Source organism: Hymenobacter psychrophilus, assembly GCF_900107135.1.
Classification (GTDB): domain Bacteria; phylum Bacteroidota; class Bacteroidia; order Cytophagales; family Hymenobacteraceae; genus Hymenobacter; species Hymenobacter psychrophilus.
Genome location: NZ_FNOV01000011.1, coordinates 118,844 through 133,849 on the forward strand (window position 1 = coordinate 118,844; position 15,006 = coordinate 133,849).

General features: G+C 62.7%; 15 protein-coding genes. 4 read left to right on the forward strand and 11 right to left on the reverse strand.

The features are described 5' to 3' along the window. Nucleotides 1-112 precede the first annotated feature (112 nt). The gene (locus BLW21_RS16485; protein WP_092742048.1) at nt 113-661 is read right to left on the reverse strand and encodes a TlpA family protein disulfide reductase; all 549 of its coding nucleotides are present in this window, start codon (nt 659-661) and stop codon (nt 113-115) included. A 172-nt stretch (nt 662-833) separates the two neighbouring features. On the opposite strand from BLW21_RS16485, the gene BLW21_RS16490 reads away from it, so the two are divergent. The 4 genes from BLW21_RS16490 to BLW21_RS16505 all read left to right on the forward strand — a co-directional run bounded on the left by BLW21_RS16490 (nt 834) and on the right by BLW21_RS16505 (nt 6,406). Further along, nucleotides 834-2,972 carry a molybdopterin-dependent oxidoreductase gene (locus BLW21_RS16490; RefSeq protein ID WP_092742050.1) on the forward strand — a complete coding sequence of 713 codons (2,139 nt, stop codon included), beginning with the start codon at nt 834-836 and terminating at the stop codon, nt 2,970-2,972. Nucleotides 2,973-3,138: 166 nt separating this feature from the next. Continuing rightward, nucleotides 3,139-3,345 (forward strand): heavy-metal-associated domain-containing protein, encoded by a 207-nt coding sequence (locus BLW21_RS16495; RefSeq protein ID WP_092742052.1) that lies wholly within the window; start codon nt 3,139-3,141, stop codon nt 3,343-3,345. A 99-nt stretch (nt 3,346-3,444) separates the two neighbouring features. Beyond that, entirely contained in the window at nt 3,445-5,553 is a 2,109-nt protein-coding gene (locus tag BLW21_RS16500; RefSeq protein WP_092742054.1) for a heavy metal translocating P-type ATPase, read from the forward strand. Further along, entirely contained in the window at nt 5,546-6,406 is an 861-nt protein-coding gene (locus BLW21_RS16505; RefSeq protein ID WP_245711931.1) for a ZIP family metal transporter, read from the forward strand. Before BLW21_RS16500 ends, BLW21_RS16505 begins: the two co-directional genes overlap by 8 nt. Here BLW21_RS16505 and BLW21_RS21590 read toward each other — a convergent pair. From BLW21_RS21590 to BLW21_RS16550, 10 genes are all read right to left on the reverse strand, one after another. Further along, entirely contained in the window at nt 6,403-6,561 is a 159-nt protein-coding gene (locus BLW21_RS21590) for a hypothetical protein (protein WP_175471013.1), read from the reverse strand. The genes BLW21_RS16505 and BLW21_RS21590 overlap by 4 nt on opposite strands. A 162-nt stretch (nt 6,562-6,723) precedes the next feature. Beyond that, nucleotides 6,724-7,140, reverse strand: a complete 417-nt coding sequence (locus tag BLW21_RS16510; protein WP_092742056.1) for a SpoIIAA family protein — start codon at nt 7,138-7,140, stop codon at nt 6,724-6,726. Between the two features lie 40 nt (nt 7,141-7,180). Then, entirely contained in the window at nt 7,181-7,924 is a 744-nt protein-coding gene (locus BLW21_RS16515; RefSeq protein WP_092742058.1) for a hypothetical protein, read from the reverse strand. A 297-nt stretch (nt 7,925-8,221) separates the two neighbouring features. After that, complete coding sequence (locus BLW21_RS16520; RefSeq protein ID WP_092742059.1) at nt 8,222-9,010, reverse strand: MBL fold metallo-hydrolase; 789 nt, start codon at nt 9,008-9,010, stop codon at nt 8,222-8,224. Nucleotides 9,011-9,220: 210 nt separating this feature from the next. Next, a complete protein-coding gene (locus BLW21_RS16525; RefSeq protein WP_092742060.1) occupies nt 9,221-9,646 on the reverse strand; it encodes a hypothetical protein in 426 nt (141 codons plus the stop codon). 338 nt (nt 9,647-9,984) lie between these two features. Then, nucleotides 9,985-10,587 (reverse strand): TlpA family protein disulfide reductase, encoded by a 603-nt coding sequence (locus BLW21_RS16530; protein WP_245711932.1) that lies wholly within the window; start codon nt 10,585-10,587, stop codon nt 9,985-9,987. Between the two features lie 431 nt (nt 10,588-11,018). Continuing rightward, nucleotides 11,019-11,387, reverse strand: a complete 369-nt coding sequence (locus tag BLW21_RS16535; protein WP_139255263.1) for a hypothetical protein — start codon at nt 11,385-11,387, stop codon at nt 11,019-11,021. A 371-nt stretch (nt 11,388-11,758) separates the two neighbouring features. Further along, nucleotides 11,759-13,828, reverse strand: coding sequence for a HelD family protein (locus tag BLW21_RS16540; RefSeq protein WP_092742145.1), 2,070 nt, complete (start codon nt 13,826-13,828; stop codon nt 11,759-11,761). 154 nt (nt 13,829-13,982) lie between these two features. Continuing rightward, nucleotides 13,983-14,606 (reverse strand): helix-turn-helix domain-containing protein, encoded by a 624-nt coding sequence (locus BLW21_RS16545; RefSeq protein WP_175471014.1) that lies wholly within the window; start codon nt 14,604-14,606, stop codon nt 13,983-13,985. Between the two features lie 11 nt (nt 14,607-14,617). Next, nucleotides 14,618-14,995 carry a cupredoxin domain-containing protein gene (locus BLW21_RS16550; protein ID WP_092742064.1) on the reverse strand — a complete coding sequence of 126 codons (378 nt, stop codon included), beginning with the start codon at nt 14,993-14,995 and terminating at the stop codon, nt 14,618-14,620. Nucleotides 14,996-15,006: the final 11 nt, after the last annotated feature.

A 15,006-nucleotide genomic window follows, 5' to 3' on the forward strand; every position in this document is an offset into this window, starting at 1 on the left:
CCACTACGTTAATAAAGTCGGGAGTAGTAAGTTTTTGATTGTGAGCTGGATGCACAACAGCTGCTCCGGCCCCGCCGCGCCCTGAAAGCCGGGCCGGCCGCGCGAGCACGCGCTACTGCCGCGCCGCCAGCCGCTCCAGCGCCTGCCGGAATTGGGGGGTGTCGTAATCGACCAGGCCTTCGTAGCGGGCCGCCACGTAGCCGTCGGGGCTCAGGATAATGGTCGTCGGGATGATGGGCGAGTTGAAGGGTGGGGGCAGGGGCGCGGCCGGGAAGTACACCGGCAGCCGCAGGTTCTGGCGCTGTACGAACCGCAAGGCCTTGGCCGGGTTTTTATCCAGCGAAATCAGCACGAAAGCCACTTTGCTGGTATCTATCCGCGCGGCCAGGGCCTCCATACCGGGCATTTCGGCCCGGCAGGGCGCGCACCAGCTGGCCCACAGGTTCACCAGCACGGCCTTGCCCCGGAACCGGTTCAGGTCGAGCGGCCGCCCGTCGGCCGTTACCAGCTGCAGGCTACCCGCTGCCGCCACGGGGCCCAGGACCCCAGCCGGCGTGGCCGGGCGACGGGCTGCGCCGAGCACTGCGGGCCGCAGGGCGGTGCAGAGGATCAGGCCGAAAACTGCCAGCGGCAGCCAGTTGAGCAGGGTTTTGCGGATCATGGAAGAGAAGTGCGGCGGGTAAATCCGGCCGTTCATACGGCCCCTGCTGCGCGGGCCACTTTACGGGCAGTGTAACGGTCCGGCCGGCAGCACAAAGGTACGGCCGGCGGCGTTGGCAACTTCCGAAACGGAGGCTATCTTGGGCCACCGTACCCCCAACTGCCCGCCGCCCATGCCCCCCCAGCTCCACTACCGCGCCTGCAACCTCTGCGAAGCCATCTGCGGCCTCGAAATTGAGCATGAAAACGGCCGGGTGCTGCGTATTGCCGGCGACGCGCAGGACCCCTTCAGCCGGGGTCACATCTGCCCCAAAGCCCTGGGTTTGCAGGATGTGTACGAAGACCCCGACCGGCTGCGGCGGCCCCAGCGGCGCACGGCGGCCGGGGGCTGGGAGGAAATCGGCTGGGAGCAGGCCCTCGATGAGGTGGCCGCCGGCCTGCGCCGGGTGCAGGCCCGCCACGGTGCCCACGCCGTGGCCTGGTACGCGGGCAACCCCAGCGTGCACAACTCGGGCACCCAGTTGGCGGCGCCCGGCTTTCTGCGGGCCCTGGGCTCGCGCAGCCTATTTTCGGCTTCTTCCGTCGATCAGCTGCCCCACCATTTTGCCGCCTGGCAACTCTACGGCCATCCGCTGCTGCTGCCCGTGCCCGACCTCGACCACACCGATTTCTGGCTGATTCTGGGCGGCAACCCGCTCGTATCAAACGGCAGCCTGATGAGTGCCCCCGACGTGGCGAAACGGCTGCGAGCCATTCAGGAGCGGGGCGGACGGGTAATCGTGGTGGATCCGCGCCGCACCGAAACTGCCGCCCGCGCCGACGAGCACCACTTCATCCGGCCCGGTACCGACGTGTTTCTGCTGCTGGCAATGGCGCAAGTCCTCTACGCCGAAAACCTGGTGAACCCCGGCCGGGTGGGCGCGTTTACCGACGGCCTAGCCGAGCTGGGGGCGGCCGTGGTCGGGTTCACGCCCGAAAGCGTGGCCGCCGTGACGGGCTTGGCGCCGGCCGCCATCCGGCAGCTGGCGCGGGCGCTGGCCGCGGCTGAGCGGGGCGTGGTGTACGGCCGGCTGGGCGTTTCCACCCAGGAGTTCGGGGGGCTGTGCTTGTGGCTGATAAACGCGCTCAACCTGCTTACGGGCCACCTCGACGAGCCGGGCGGCTACATGCTGGCCACGCCCGCCCTCGACGTGCTGGGCAAGCCCGGCCCCTACACCCGCCACAACCGCTACCGGAGCCGGGTGCGGGGCCTGGCCGAGTTTATGGGCGAGCTGCCGGTGGCAGCGCTGGCCGAGGAAATGCTGACGCCCGGCGAAGGCCAGCTGCGGGCCCTGGTAACGAGCTGCGGCAATCCGGTGCTGAGCACGCCCAACGGCCGCCAGCTCGATACCGCGCTGGCCGGGCTGGAGTTCATGGTGAGCCTCGATATCTACCGCAACGAAACCACCCGCCACGCCCACTACATTCTGCCGCCCGCCACGGGCCTCGAAACGGCCCACTACGATGTCTCGTTCCACGCCCTGGCCATCCGCAACACCAGCCGCTACGCCGAGCCGTTGTTTGAGAAGGACCCCGAGGCCCGCTACGACTGGCAGATTTTTGAGGGCCTGCGCCAGCGCCTCGAAGCCGGCCCCGCCTACGACCCCGCCACGGCCGGCCCGCCCGAAGACCCCGCCGCCAAAATCGACTTGGGCCTGCGCTACGGCCCCTATGGCCGGCCCGAACGCGGCGGTTTAAGCCTCGATGTGCTGCGCGAGAACCCCCACGGCGTTGACCTGGGCCCGTTGCAGGCCCGGCTACCGGCCGCGCTGCGCACCGCAAACCAGCGCATCAACCTGGCGGCCCCGCTATTTCTGGCCGATCTTGCCCGGGTCCGGCAGGTGCTGGCCGCCGGCCCGCCCGCCGCCCCCAACCAGCTGCTGCTCATCGGGCGGCGCGAGCTGCGCTCCAACAACTCCTGGATGCACAACCTGCCCCGCCTGATAAAGGGCCGCAACCGCTGCACCCTGCAGCTGCACCCCCTCGATGCCACCGCCCGGGGCCTGGTGGAGGGCCAGCTGGTGCGCGTCCGCAGCCGGGTGGGGGAGGTAGCGGTGCCCGTTGAAATTACCGCGGCCCTGATGCCGGGCGTGGCCAGCCTGCCCCACGGCTACGGCCACCAACGCCCCGGCACCCGGCTGGCCGTGGCCCGCGCCCACCCCGGAGCCAGCCTCAACGACCTCACCGACGAAACCCGCCTCGATGCCCTGACCGGCAACGCCGCCCTCTCGGCCGTGCCCGTGTGGGTAGAAGCAGCGGCTGAGTTGGCGTAGAGCCGCATGATGTTACGTTTCTACGCCTGCACAGGCCCAAAGCCGGGGCCGGGGTTTGCGTGGTTTGCGAGGCAATTCTGTACTGCCGCCTGCCTTTTAAGATCGTATTTTTGCGGAAACTACCAGCCGGTTTTCCCGGTGGGTTTCGTATTCAACTGCTTCCATTATGAACACGCTTCGTTTCAACACTACCATCAACTGCGCCAACTGCGTGCGCGCCATCACCCCCGTGCTCAACGGCGAAAAGGCCATCAGTAGCTGGCAGGTGGATACCGGGAATTCGAATAAAGTGCTGACCGTCAGTGGTGACCTTTCGGCTGAGCAGGTGGTGGCTTTGGTGGAAGAGGCCGGCTTCGAAGCCCGGCCCGCGTAGGGGCAGGCGGCGGCCAAGGCGGCTGGCCAGGGTAACCCCAAGGGCGGTTGGCCGTTTTGATAGTCGCTGACCAGCCATTCGCCTTCCTACCCCCGCCCAATGCCCGACCCGCATTCCGACAACCTCCACGAAAACCTCCATACCGCCAAGCAGGTAAACCTGGCCAATGTGGGGGCGCTCAGCCGCGAGCAGCTCACGCCCGCCGCCGCCACCGCCCCGCGCGGCCAGGATCACGCGCCCACCGATACGGCTGACCACCAGGGCGAATCGGTCGCCAAGCACGCCGGCCACTCGCACGACGGCCCCGACGATGGGCACGGCCACGGTCCGGCCGGGGAGCGGCCCTACCTGTGGCCCGGCGTGAGTTTGGGGCTGCTGCTGGCCGGTATTGCGCTGGATTACTTCGATGTGCCGTTTTTTGTGGGGCTGGTGCGGCCGTTGTGGTACGGGGTGGCGTTTCTGCTGGTGGGCTGGAAGGTGCTGCGGGCGGCCGCGCTCAGCCTGCCGACGGGCAACGTGTTCAACGAGTTTCTACTGATGAGCCTGGCCACGGTCGGGGCCTTCGCCATCGGCGAGTATCCCGAGGGTGTGGCCGTGATGCTGTTCTACACCGTGGGCGAGCTGTTTCAGGATGCGGCCGTGAACCGGGCCAAGCGCAGCATCCGGGCTTTGCTCGAAATTCAGGCTACCGAGGTAACCGTGGTGCGCGACGGCCGCCCGCTGGTTATCGACCCCCAAGAAGTGCAGCTCGGCGACCAGATGGAGGTGCGCCCGGGCGAGAAAGTTGCCCTCGATGGCACGCTGCTGGCCGGCCCGGCCTCGTTCAACACGGCCGCCCTCACCGGCGAATCGGCCCCCCAGACCAAGCAGGCGGGTGAAATGGTGCTGGCCGGCATGATCAACCTCGAAACGCTGGTGCAGGTCAGCGTAACGGCCGCCTTCGCCGATACCAAGCTGAGCCGCATCCTGGCCATGGTGCAGGACGCGGTGGGGCGCAAGGCCAAAACCCAGCAGTTCATCACTCGCTTTGCCCGCATCTATACGCCCATTGTGGTGGCGCTGGCCGTGCTGCTGGTGCTGGTGCCGTTTCTTGTGGTCGATGATTATGTGTTCCGAGACTGGCTGTACCGGGCGCTGGTATTTCTGGTCATTTCCTGCCCCTGCGCGCTGGTCATCAGTATTCCGCTGGGCTACTTCGGCGGTATTGGGGCGGCGTCTAAAAACGGCATCCTGTTCAAGGGCTCCAACTTTTTGGATGTGCTGCGCGAGATTGATACCGTGGTGATGGACAAAACCGGCACGCTCACCGAGGGCATATTTGCCGTGCGCGAAGTAGTGGCCGCGCCCGGCACCCACCAGGCCGAACTGCTGCGGCTGGTGGGCGCGCTCGAAACCAAATCAACCCACCCCATTGCCAAGGCGGTGGTGCAGCACGCCAGGCCGGCCGAGGCTGATACGGCGGCGGTGGAAAGCGTGGAGGAAATTGCCGGCCATGGCCTGCGCGGTCAGGTAGATGGCCGCACTGTGCTGGCCGGCAACACCAGGCTGCTGCGCAAGTTCGAGGTGCCTTATCCGGCCGAGGTAGATGAGGTCGTGGACAGCCTGGTGGTGGTGGCCGTGGACGGCCAGTACGCCGGCCACCTTACCGTGGCCGATGCGCCCAAAGCCGATGCCGCCCAGGCCGTGCGCGAGCTGCGGGCCGACGGCATCAGCAAGCTCGTCATGCTCTCGGGCGACAAAGACAGCATTGTGCAGCGAGTGGCCGCCGAGCTGGGCATTACCGAGGCCCACGGCGGCCTGCTGCCCGAAGACAAGGCCCGCTACGTGCAGCAGTACCTGGACGAAGGCCGCAAGCTGGCCTTCGTGGGCGACGGCGTGAACGACGCCCCGGTGGTGGCCCTGGCCGATGTGGGCATTGCCATGGGCGGCCTGGGCTCCGACGCTACTATTGAAACGGCCGACGTAGTTATCCAGACCGACCACCCGAGCAAAATTGCCACCGCCCGCCGCATTGCCCGCGCCACCCACTCGGTAGTGTGGCAGAATATCTGGCTGGCCTTTATTGTGAAGGGTGTGGTGCTGGCACTGGGCGCAGGCGGGCTGGCCACCATGTGGGAGGCCGTTTTCGCCGATGTGGGCGTGGCGCTGCTGGCTATCCTGAACGCAGTGCGGATTCAGCGCATGGATTTCAACCAGCCCGATGAGTAAGCTGCTGCTACTGCCGCCCGACTACTCGCTGCTGCTGGCGGCCCTGCCCGGCGGCGCGCCCACCACCTCGCCGGGCTGGCCGACGCTGGTGGGTTTCGCCCTGCTGCCGGCCGTTGTGATGGTGCTGGGCGCGGGGCTGGCCATGTGGCGGACGCCGGGGCCGCGGCTGCGGGGCAGCATCCTGCACTTCGCGGCCGGCGTGGTGTTTTCGGTGGTGGCCGTGGAGCTGCTGCCCGACATTGTGGCGCGCCGCGCGCCCTATCAGGTGGCGCTGGGTTTTGGGTTGGGCGTGGCCGTGATGCTGGGCCTGCGCTACCTCACCGGCCGCCTGGAGCAGCCGGCTGATGCCGGGCCGGCGGGCAGCACGGCGCCGGCCGGCCCGGCATCAGCCGGGGCGCTGCTGGCGGCCGCCGCACCGGCGCTGCCCTGGGGGCTTTTGCTGGCCGTGGGTATTGATATTCTGATTGACGGGCTGCTGCTGGGTATTGGTTTTGCGGCCGGGGCGAAGGAGGGCACGCTGCTGGCCGTGGCTCTCACCATCGAGTTGCTGTCGCTGGGCCTGGCTACGGCCGTGGAGCTACGCCGCGACGGGCACGGCCGTAGCCGGGCCGTGGGTATTGTGGCGGGCCTGTCGCTGCTGCTGCTGGCCGGGGCCGGCGTGGGCCTTACGGTGCTACAAGGAGCCACCGGCGCGGTGCTCGAAATCGTGCTGTCGTTTGGGTTGGCGGCGCTGCTGTTTCTGGTAACCGAAGAGCTGCTTACGGAGGCCCACGAAGGCCCCGAAACCCCGCTCATGACGCTAGCCTTTTTCGTGGGCTTCCTGCTGTTTCTGCTGCTGGGCATGGTAGCCTAAGCCGCCCAGCGAACCAGAAAGCAGCGCGCCGGTGTTAAGCAGGCATGTGTGTACATCATCGACCCAAACAGCAGCTCCAGCGCTTCGGTATTTACCTGGCCCTGGGTGTCCTCGTCCTCCTGAGTCAGCTGGCCGGGCTGTAGGCTGTTAGCCATTGGTAGGGCCGCGTAGGAGTCTTCTCTGCAAAAGATTCGGATCAGACGTTCGGTTGTTGCTGATTACCACTCTATCTGGATGAACAGCTCCGAAGCCGGCGGTATTTTTGGCTATAATGCGGCTTTCTTTGCCTTGTGCGGCCCGCAGCATCCCCCCGGGTGTTATGCCCGGGGGGATGGTTGGCTGAGCCATTCTATTGCTTCCTGCGTTTGCCCGCTGGCAAAAACCCGAATCTGGAAGGTGCCGGTCCAGCCCAGCAGGTGCCGTAGCATCCCGAGGGTGGCCATGCGCACGAGTATATTACGGCCGCTCAGAATTGCGGCCGCCCCGAAATCGAACTGCAGGCGGGCCCGCGTCAGCCAGTCGTACTTAAACCAGACTTCCACCTCCACGGAGCAGGAGTCCATCAGGCCCTGGTCTACCAGCAGGCGGCTCAGGTTGTGCTGCCGGCCAATAGCCAGTAAGCGGTCCATCAGCTCCATCACGCAGGCATCCTGGCGCTCACCGATATTCCAGACCACCCGAACAAACGTGGAATGGAGCAGAATACGGCCGGCAGGGTTTTCAAAGCACAGCATGAAAAAGCAGGAAACAGCAGCGAGGAAGTAGGAGGGGGCCCTAGCGGCGAGGCCGTAGTAGCTTGCTGCGGCCGATGAGCAGGCGTGCTACGGCCCGGCAAATATCGACCAAGGAGGCCGGCATAAGCGTTAGTAGGCCGTGGCCCTGAGTAAAGGTGGGGTTTTCCTCGATGAAATACACCGCATGGGGATTAACAACCCTACTCCACCGGGGTTGTTTCCCGCTTTCCCGCGTGATCCAGCCGACGTGCCGCACGTATGGCGCCTCGGGGCTGACGGGCTCCAGGTGGAAACTGGCGGCCAGTTCGAAAATTAGCGCCTGCTTGTCGGCCGGTGTGGGTTGCCGTAGCGTGGGCCAGATCCGCGGCGCATACTTGGCTGCCATAGCATAGGACGCCGGGTACACCATGGAAGCGAAGAAGAAACTTTCGTAGCGCAGCCCGGAGAGGTTATGAAGCAGCATGCGGCCCAGCGCCCGCAGTATAGTCAGGTCCCGGCCCCGAAAAGCGGGCAGCTTGCCGGTTTCCATGCGAAAGATTTGGCGGCGCTTGCCGTGGATTACTCGCCGGAACGTATGTAGGGCCAGGTAGCCCACTAGTTCGCCCTGCTCCGAACGCTGCAGATAAATCCATGTGCGCCAGGCGCTTGAATCCACCACGTAGCGGCGGAAGGCTTCGCTGTCAACGCCGGTAAAGAGTTGCGCCTGCAGCGGATACATCTGCTGGCTGAGGGTTTGGCGCTCCTGGGAGTTGAGCCGATGAACCGCAATTTTTTGGGTAAGCATTTGCTAAATGAGGTAAAGTACAGTCGCCGGCGGCCTTCGCCGACGCGCTACTTTACCTCATTGTAGTCTTGGGCACGGCCGCCAGGCGAGCGGACCGGGCCGGAGCCAAAAGCAAGTCGGAACCGCTTGGCCAGTCGCCTGATAAATTTCCGTTACCGATACTCCACCAGCCCGGCTGGCGGACCTGATCAGGCCGGCCAGCCGGATCATGCGCTCCAGGTACTTCTTCAGCAGCTGGTTGGGGGGCACCGGCAACAGCCGTAACCGGTTCGCATCGGCTTACCTGTTTAAGGTAGCTTACTTAGCCGCCGGATACCAGTTGCGCAGCCGAACCTCAATCTTCTTGTTGGCTATATTCACGCTTTTCTTAAAGGCATCTACGTCGCTCAGGCCACTCTGACCACGGTAGTGGTAGGGGTACACAATGCCCGGCTTAAAGGCCAATACGCCCTGCGCGGCCTGGTTCACATCCATGGTGTAGGGCAGATTCATGCACACAAACGCCACATCAATACCCTTAAGGGCACGCATCTCCGCAATGTCTTCGGTGTCGCCGGACAGGTAAACGTTTTTGCCACCCAGGTTCAGCACGTAGCCGTTTCCGCGGCCTTTGGTGTGCATGGCGTCAGCCGCTTCGGGCAGGTTGTACATGGCAATGGCCGAAACCTTCATGCCCAGCGTGTCGAGCTGCTGTCTGTTGCCCAAAATCCGCACCTGCGCTTGGTACTCGGCCGGCAGCTTATCGGCCACCGCCTTCGGTACCACCATCAGGGCCTTGCCAACGGAGAGGCTCGCCAGCGTCTTCGGGTCGAGGTGGTCGCCGTGAATGTCGGTGATCAGGATAACATCGGGCGCGGCCAGTCCGGCATAAGCTTCCGCACCGCCGTAGGGGTCCACGTAAATGGTTTTGCCGTTCCAGGTAAATACCACGCTACCGTGCGTGATGGGCTGCACCGTGAGTGGGCCTTTTTTGGTGGCAATCTGATCGGCGGGTGCCCGCAGTGTAGGCGCCGTGGTGGTGGTTTGAGCCTGTGTCTGAACAGCGAAAGCAGCCAGCGTGGCCGTGAGCAGGAAGGTGGATTTCATCAGTTTTCTATCTATTGTTTGAGCGTTATTACCGGGTGCTTGCAGCAGGTCTCCTAAGGAGCAACTGCTACCGAAAACCGGGAACATAACCTTGTCATTTCGCACAAGTTTAGACCGGATAACAGCCAGGCCCTGCGGGGCCCGTCACTTCGGTGCAGGGCCAATAGACTTCATAGTGCATATCAGCCGCTGTCTATCGACCACTGAGAATTAACCCAATTCACTGCTAAGGGGCTTTGTGCCCCGGGTGTGGAGCTGGTAAAACACCGCCGTAAAGAAGAGGAAAAAGAGAAAGTCGTTGAGGCCGTAAACCGAATAAAAAACGCCGGCAAATAAGTCCCGGGCGTACACGGCGGCCACCTCGTGGGTCGTAATCCAACGAAACCAGACCACCGCGTAAATCAACTTTTCGACCACAAAAGCGCCCACCACCCACTTCACGTGCCAGTAGCGGGGGGCAACCGCCAGAAAAACCAGCCCCCACACGGCAATCATCAGCAAGCCGAAATTGGACATAACCACCGGATCGGTTTCGGGAATGACTGTATTCGTAAAGCCGCGCGACAAGAGCAGCACAGCCAGGATATTTACCAGCCCGGAGGCGATAAATCCGTTGCGGATAAAGGTATGGCTCATGTTTGGGGGGTGATTTTTGGAGTGGCTGCCGCTGGTACCGACCAGGCGGGTAGCAGCAGGTTTGCTACTTCAGCGTTTACCAAGTTACACGGAGCGCACCGAAAAGCATGGGGCGCTGCATTCTGGGCGGGCCCGCCAAAAGTGAAGCCGTTAGCACCATAACTCGGAATGGTTGTGCCCCGCGCTTTCTGCTACACTCCTTTGGCAGCGTTTTGGCGCCTCATCATAAGCAAACCCACTATTGGGCTACGGCATTGCATGACCTGTTGCCGGGGTAAATCAAAAGCCCTGACTTAATCAAGCCAGGGCTTTACCGAAAATCCATCGGTGAGTTAAATTCAGCGAACCAGGTTTTCGAGTGCCGCCTTGAACTGGGGCGTATCGTACTCCGCCATGCCATCGTGGCGGGCCGCTACCTCCCCGTTGGGGCCCAGAATTACGGTGGAAGGAATGGAGTTTGAGTTGAAAGGCGGGGCCAGCGGGCCCGTGGGGAAATACACCGGGAAGGTAAAGCCCTGGCGCTTGAGCATGGCCTGGGCCTTGGCTGGGTTCTCGTCCAGCGAAATCATCACGAAGGCCACTTTTTGGGGGTCCATTTTCTTGTACAGCGCATGAATACCGGGCATTTCGGCCACGCAGGGCGGGCACCAGCTGGCCCACAGGTTCACAAACACCGCTTTGCCTTTCAGGTCGCTTAGGTTAACCTGTCTGCCATCGAGCGTGCGCAGGGGCAGATTGTGCGGGTAGGCCGCCCCACCCGCCGGCACCACGGGCGGGTGGGGCTGGGGAGCCGCCAGCGGGGTCGGCGCATTGGCATTCCAAAGGCCCGTAGCCAACAGCCCGCGCTGCAGCCCCCCCAGCACTGTTGTGCGCAGCGGGGTGAACAGGACGAGAGCAAACAGGGCCAGTGGCAACCACTGCAGGAGGTTTTTACGATTCATATTCAGGAGACTTAATAGCACAACAACAACAACAACAACAACAACAACAACAAACAAATGAAAAAACATTCATACATCATACTCCGGTAGCTTTTGCGCTGGCTGCCCGGGTCGGGGAGTAGCAACGTTGCGGCCAGTAGCCCGCGCCCCGGCAGCACCAGCCCACAGATCAGATGGACAGGAAGAGATTGTGGATTCCGAGAAGCCGAAGCAGCAATTCGGGCCGGACGCGCACAGGCAAGGCCGACCGGCCGATAGGTTGACCGGGTGGAGTTCTCGGGAAAAATCGGGGCTACGGCTGCCAGCTAGCCAGGCACCATGGGCCTGCTCTGGTTGGGCTACGGCTGCCTGGGCATAAAAAAACCGGCTACTGCACCCAACAAGTGGGGGCGGCTAACCGGGAATAATACCCGGCTCCACGTCGCTTTTTCCTAAGAAAAGCGGAGGGGCGGAGCCTTGTTGGGGTGGTTGACAAAAACCTGCTCGGGGCCGGCATTGGGGCCCCAGGCGGGAGCAGTGGTGAGTTCGTCGGCCGGGAGCAGTAGCCCGAAATACACGGCCGCGAAGTTGCCCTCGAAAGGTAAATCCAGCGGCAGCTTCACTTTGGCTGCCTGGCCGTAGTTGGCCTGCGGGTTGGCCTGTACCAACTGCAGCTTCTTTTTGCAGAGCCCGTTACGCGAAGATTGCTGCTGGGTGCCGTAACGGGTTGCGGTTGCAGCGGCCCGGGTGGGCAGCGGCTGGCAATGCAGGAAAACTCCGGCATAAAGCAGCAACAGCAAATGGGCCAGCAAACGAGGCATAAACAGCAGAACGAAGCGCAAAGGTGCGACCAATTTTCGGGCCAGGTGAGTGTCTTTTGGTCAAAAGCCCCAAATGACGGCAGGAGTTGCCGACAATGGCTTCGGGTAACATAAAAGGTAGAAGGTTGGCTTAGCCCTTGTGCTCGACGGATTGACGAGGGGATTAATGCTCATATTTTCATCAGTTTCCGATCTGGCCAGCATTTAGCTCGCAGGCGGCGGCATCACAGGTGCTGCTGAAAACCAGTTACCGGCTGCCGTGGCCGGATAGTCTGGGGGCGGGTGAAGAGCCGCTAAACGCTCAGTAGGGTAGGGGAGAAGTGGTGAGTTGGGTTCGACGGGATAGGACCGCGTTGGCTTGCTGAGCTATATCAAGCCGGCTCAGCTACGTTTTGCTGTGATAAAAAACCGGTCAGTTCGCCCGTATGCGTGAGTGTGAGCTGGTGCATGGCCCGGGTGCAGGCTACGTACAGCATGCTCTTATCAACTTCCGTTTTGTAGGTGCGGGTGCTGGCGAAGGGCACCAGCACTTCATCAAACTCGAGGCCTTTGGCCAGATGGGCCGTAGTGATAATAATACCTTCCTTGAAGGACGAGGACTCGTCGGTGAGCAGGTAAACATCGGGGGCCTGGAGCGCCTCAAAGGCCTGCTCGGCCTGCCGCTGGGTTTTGCAGATGATGCCCAGCGAATGATTGCCCGAGCTTCGGAAGGCGCTGGTTAGCTGCCGAACCGTTTCCAACTCCTCCTCGAGACCGTTGCAGCGCACGATGGCCGGTGGTGGCCCGTGCCGTTCGAGCGGAATGATGTGGGGATTGGGCGTGATGCGCTGCGTAAAGGCGGTAATCTCCACTGTCGAGCGGTAGCTGCGGTAGAGCCGCACCACGTCGGCCTGGGGGAAAACCCGCTCAATCGTTTCGGCCGAGGAGGCGCTGTAGGGGTTCACCGTCTGGCTCACATCGCCCAGAATGGTTTTGCGGCAGGAAAACAGGCGCGAGAGCACGGCATACTGTACGGGCGTATAGTCCTGCATTTCATCTACCAGCAGGTGCTTTACGTGCGCGTAGGCACTCACGCCCTCCAGCCGGATGCGCAGGTAAATCAGGGCAAACACATCAGCGTACTCCAGTTTCGCGCCCTGTTCCAGCCGCAGCAGCTCGGGCCGGCCAATCCAGCGGTAAAAGTCGCGGTAGATGTCGAGCACGCTGCGGAGCCGGAACAGCCGGCCCATGGCCTCGCTGATCGTGGATTTCTCGCGCCCGCTGAGCTTGCGGCCGGCGGCGTGGCGCACGTAGTCGCGCACATCCTGCGCAACCAAATCAAAGCGCTTGAGCAGCGGAACCCGGTGGTAAGCCCGGAACTTCTGCTCGATAACGGCCGGCGGAACCACGATACTGCCCACCCGTAACTCTTTAAAGGTGAGGTAGCTGTTCTCGATGTGCAGCAGGTACTGGTTGAGCTGACTCAGGAAATCAAACGACGATTTGAAGCGGATGCGCTCAATAAAGGCCGGTTCGTGTCGGTCCAGCAGGGCCGATACCTGCTCAAAAAAGGTCTGGAACTGAAACTGATTTCCGAGCAGATCGGCCGCCAGCTCCTCCATCACCAGCTCCGGAATATGCTCTTCCCCCAGCTCGGGCAACACGTTGGAAATGTAGTCGGCAAAAACCTTGTTGGGCGAGATGATCAGGATGTCGTTGGCCGAAATGGTTTCGCGGTAGCGGTAGAGCAGGAAGGCGATACGGTGCAGGGCAATCGAGGTTTTGCCCGAGCCGGCCACGCCCTGAATGACCATGACCGAGGCATCCTCGTTGCGGATAACCGCGTTCTGGTCGCGCTGAATAGTGGCGACAATGTTTTTGAGCTTGTCGTCGGACGATTTGGCCAGCTCGCGCTGCAGCACATCGTCGTGGATGTTGATGTCGCTGTCGAGCATAAACTCCAGGCGGCCGTCGCGGATGCGGTACTGGCGCTTGAGCCCGATGGTGCCGCGCACTTTGCCCGAGGGCGTTGCATAAAAGGCCTCCCCCAACTCAAAATCATAGAACATGGACGAGACGGGGGCGCGCCAGTCGTAGATCAGGTTGGCGCGCCGCTGCTCGTCGTAGAAGGAATAGATGCCGATGTAAAACGGCGCGGCCGCTTTGCCGGGCAGGGCAAAATCGAGGCGACCAAAGTACGGCGACTGCGCCAGCTTGAGCAGCTTGCGCTTGCGGGTAACGGCGGCCTCGCCCGTAAAGGCCATGCGGTTGATGGACTGGCCGGCCGCTACCATATCGGCCTCATCCATGCCCGACTGGTGCTCGTGGATGTACTCCTTTTTCTCCCGGAGCTCCTCGGAAAACTGCTTGACGGAGTTATCGACCCGCCGGACGGCCAGCGTCAGCTGCAGCTTTATTTCTTCGAGGTATTCCTTCTCTTCTTGCAGGGTTGCATTCGTCACGGCCGGCGCTTGGAAAATGAGGCACAAAGGTCAGCGCAAATTCCGGCCCATGGAAGCTATTGGCGGGGAATCTGCTGGAGAAGGCAGCCGACAAGGTAACTGCCTGACCTTAAAAACGGCGCTACTTTACCACTTCTGATTCCCCAAAGCGCCTTTAAATCAGCGAATCCAGGCTGCGGCGGGCATTGGAGGCCGGGCCGAGCCGCTGAAAACCGGTAGGCGTGAGGCCCGTTACCTGCCGGAACTGCCGCGAGAGGTGCGCCGGGCTGCTGTAGCCCAGCTGCTGGGCCACCTGGGCGATGTTCAGCTCGCCGTAACCAATCAGTTCCTTGGCCCGCTCCACTTTCTGGCGGATGGTGAATTTCTCAATCGTCAGGCCTTCGGAAGCGGAGAACAAGTGGGAAAGATAGTGGTAGTCCTTCTCCAGGTGCTCGACCAGATAATCGGAGTAGTTGAGCAGGCGCGGGCCGGGCGGCGGGTAGTGAATCAGGGCCACCAGCAGCGTTTTGATGCGGTCCACCAGCTGGTCGCGCGGGTCTTCCAGCAGCTCGAAGCCCGCATCCTGCAGGCGGCTCCGGATGGCGGCCCAGTCGGGGGCCGCGCCGGCGGGCACCGATACGTCGGCTTCGCCCAGGGCCACGCGATGCACCTGCAGGCCCAGAGCCGCCAACTCTTCGCCTACCACCCGGATGCACTGGGGGCAGACTATATTTTTGATCAGCAGCCGGTGCGCGCCGGGCGGCGGCAGCACATGGGCAATGCTGAGGTCGGCTTTCATCGGGCGCATCATTATTTCACTACCAGACTGCCGCGCAGCATGCCCATGCCGCAGGTGAACGTAAACGTGCCCGCCTTTTCGGGCAGCAGCTCCACCAGTGTCGTTTTGAAAGCCGGCAGGTCGCGGCGGATGCTGAAATCAGGCATCAGCAGCTCTTCCGAGCAGCTGTTTTCCTCGTCGCGGTAGAAGCTCAGCTGCACGGGTTTGCCGCGTTCCACCTCGATGATGTCGGGCGAGTAGCCGCCTTTCACGGTGATATCCACTTCCTGCACGCCGCTTGATGAAGAAACGGCGCTGGCCGTCTGGCGGGCCGAGAAGAAGAAGTACCACACAACAAAAGCCGCCAGGCCCAGGCCCACGATGGTAACGATGATTTGAGAAGTATCCATGATAGGTGAGG